Below are 2278 nucleotides of genomic sequence, written 5' to 3' on the forward strand. Positions count from 1 at the left end.
GGGTTGGATCGCCGCCGTGCACAGCGGCCGTGCCGGTCTGGTGGAGGGGGTGGTCCCGGCCACGATCGCAGCCCTGCGCGAGAAGGGGGCCGAGCCCCGTGTCGCCTGGATCGGACCGCACGTGTGCGGCGCCTGCTACGAGGTGCCAGCCGAGATGCAGGACGAGGTCGCCGCCGTCGTCCCCGAGTCGCGCTCCACCACGTCGCGGGGCACAGCCGCACTCGACCTGGGCGCCGGCGTGCGCGCCCAGCTCGCGGCCGCGGGCATCGCCGACGTACGCCTCGTCGGGGCCTGCACCCGTGAGGACCCCGGCTGGCCGTCCTACCGCCGTGACGGAGCCGGGGCCACCCGCTTCGCCGGCGTGATCTGGAGCCACCCGTGAGCGGCCGCCGGGAGGAGATCGCCGCCAACCTCGACGCCGTACGCCGGCGCATCCGCGACGCCTGCACGGAGGCCGGTCGACCGGAGGACGACGTCGCGCTCGTCGTGGTCACGAAGTTCTTCCCCGTCTCCGACGTGCGCATCCTCGCCGACCTCGGCGTCACCGACGTGGGCGAGAACCGTCACCAGGAGGCCGAGGCCAAGGCTGCCGAGTGCGCCGACCTCGGGCTGCGGTGGCACTTCATCGGGGGCCTGCAGTCCAACAAGGCAGCCGCCGTGGCGGCGTACGCCGACGTGGTCGAGTCGGTCGACCGCGCCAAGCTCGTGGGTCCGCTGTCGCGCGGCGCCCGGGCACGCGGGGCCGAGGTCGACGTGCTGCTGCAGGTCGGCCTCGACCCGCCCGGGTCCGACCACCGGTCCGGTGCGGCGCCCGCCGACCTGCCCGACCTCGCCCGTCGGGTGGTCGAGGCGGACCTGCTCCGGCTGCGCGGCCTGATGGCGGTCGCGCCGCTCGGGGAGGACCCCCGTACGGCCTTCGCGCGCCTCGCGGACGTCCACCGGGAGCTCGTGCGCGAGCACCCCGGCGCGACCGTGCTGTCCGCCGGGATGAGCGGTGACCTCGAGGAGGCCATCGCGTGCGGTGCGACACACGTGCGTGTCGGGTCCGCGGTCCTCGGTCAGAGGCCTGCGGTCCAGTAATGTCCACAACAGTCAACAGGTGTCCCGAACGGTGCACCAGGTCTAGCGGAGGATCTGTCTCATGAGCGGCGCGATGCGCAAGATCGGCGAGTACCTCGGCCTGCTCGAGGACACCGGCCACTACGACGACTACGACGGCGACACCGAGACCACGACGCACGACGCTGTCGATCAGCGCCCCGTCGCGCGGGAGCGTCGCCCAGCCCCAGTGTCCGACCTTGCCGAGCGCCGGCGACCGGCCTCGGTCCAGACGGGAGTCGTGGCCGAGTTGAGCCGCATCACCACCCTGCACCCCCGCAACTACAACGAGGCACGTCTGGTCGGTGAGAACTACCGCGACGGCACGCCCGTGATCATGAACCTCAGCGAGATGGACGACAACGACGCCAAGCGCCTCGTCGACTTCGCCGCTGGCCTGATCTTCGCCACCCGAGGCACCATCGAGCGCGTGACCAACAAGGTCTTCCTGCTCTCGCCGCCCAACGTCGCGGTCTCGGCCGAGGACAAGGAGCGGATCGCCGAGGACGGCTTCTTCAACCAGAGCTGACCCATACTCGACTCGTGCAAGCCATCGGCCAGATCCTCTACGTCCTCCTCTTCCTGTTCATCGCGCTCCTGTGGGTGCGGTTCATCGTGGACTGGGTGCAGGTCTTCGCGCGCCAGTGGGAGCCGCGCGGGCCGCTCCTCGTCGCGCTGGAGGGCGTCTACACGACCACCGACCCGCCGATCGTGGCGCTCCGCAAGGTCGTGCCCCCGCTCCGCATCGGGTCGGTCGCGCTCGACCTGAGCTTCCTGCTCGTGATGGTGGGAGCATGGCTGCTGCTCAACGTGGTCGCCACCATCTTCGGGCTCTGAACCATCTGCCACACGGGTCACTGTGCCCCGTGGCTGCCCGGGCGCTATTGTCTCCTGACAGCAGAGCCACCCTGTATATCGATCGTGAAAGTTTGGTGAGGTCATGCCGCTGACGCCTGAGGACGTGAGCAACAAGCGCTTTACGCCTGTCCGTCTCCGTGAGGGCTACGACATGGGCGAGGTGGACCAGTTCCTCGACGAGGTCGAGGCCGAGCTCGCCCGGCTGACCAAGGAGAACGACGACCTGCGGTCCAAGCTGTCGGCCGCCCAGTCCGGCGGCCCGTCGACGTCCGCGCCGGCGACCACGTCGTTCGCCCCGGCTGCTCCCGAGCCGGAGCCCGAG

General features: G+C 70.8%; 5 protein-coding genes. All 5 read left to right on the forward strand.

Annotation, left to right across the window (positions count from 1 at the left end; genetic code table 11):
* Positions 1–382, forward strand: a 382-nt coding sequence (locus tag VLF38_RS06570; protein ID WP_325270478.1) for a polyphenol oxidase family protein, incomplete at its 5' end; no start/stop codon positions are given.
* Positions 379–1080: a YggS family pyridoxal phosphate-dependent enzyme gene (locus VLF38_RS06575; RefSeq protein ID WP_325270479.1), complete on the forward strand. Its 702-nt coding sequence runs from the start codon at positions 379–381 to the stop codon at positions 1078–1080. The genes VLF38_RS06570 and VLF38_RS06575, both read left to right, overlap by 4 nt.
* 61 nt (positions 1081–1141) lie before the next feature.
* The gene (locus VLF38_RS06580; RefSeq protein WP_135840596.1) at positions 1142–1627 is read left to right on the forward strand and encodes a cell division protein SepF; all 486 of its coding nucleotides are present in this window, start codon (positions 1142–1144) and stop codon (positions 1625–1627) included.
* A 14-nt stretch (positions 1628–1641) separates the two neighbouring features.
* The gene (locus VLF38_RS06585) at positions 1642–1935 is read left to right on the forward strand and encodes a YggT family protein (protein ID WP_129455097.1); all 294 of its coding nucleotides are present in this window, start codon (positions 1642–1644) and stop codon (positions 1933–1935) included.
* A gap of 103 nt (positions 1936–2038) precedes the next feature.
* A partial coding sequence (locus VLF38_RS06590) for a DivIVA domain-containing protein (protein WP_325270480.1) occupies positions 2039–2278 on the forward strand: 240 nt, incomplete at its 3' end.

Origin of the sequence: Nocardioides sp., from assembly GCF_035481145.1 — a bacterium.
Classification (GTDB): domain Bacteria; phylum Actinomycetota; class Actinomycetes; order Propionibacteriales; family Nocardioidaceae; genus Nocardioides.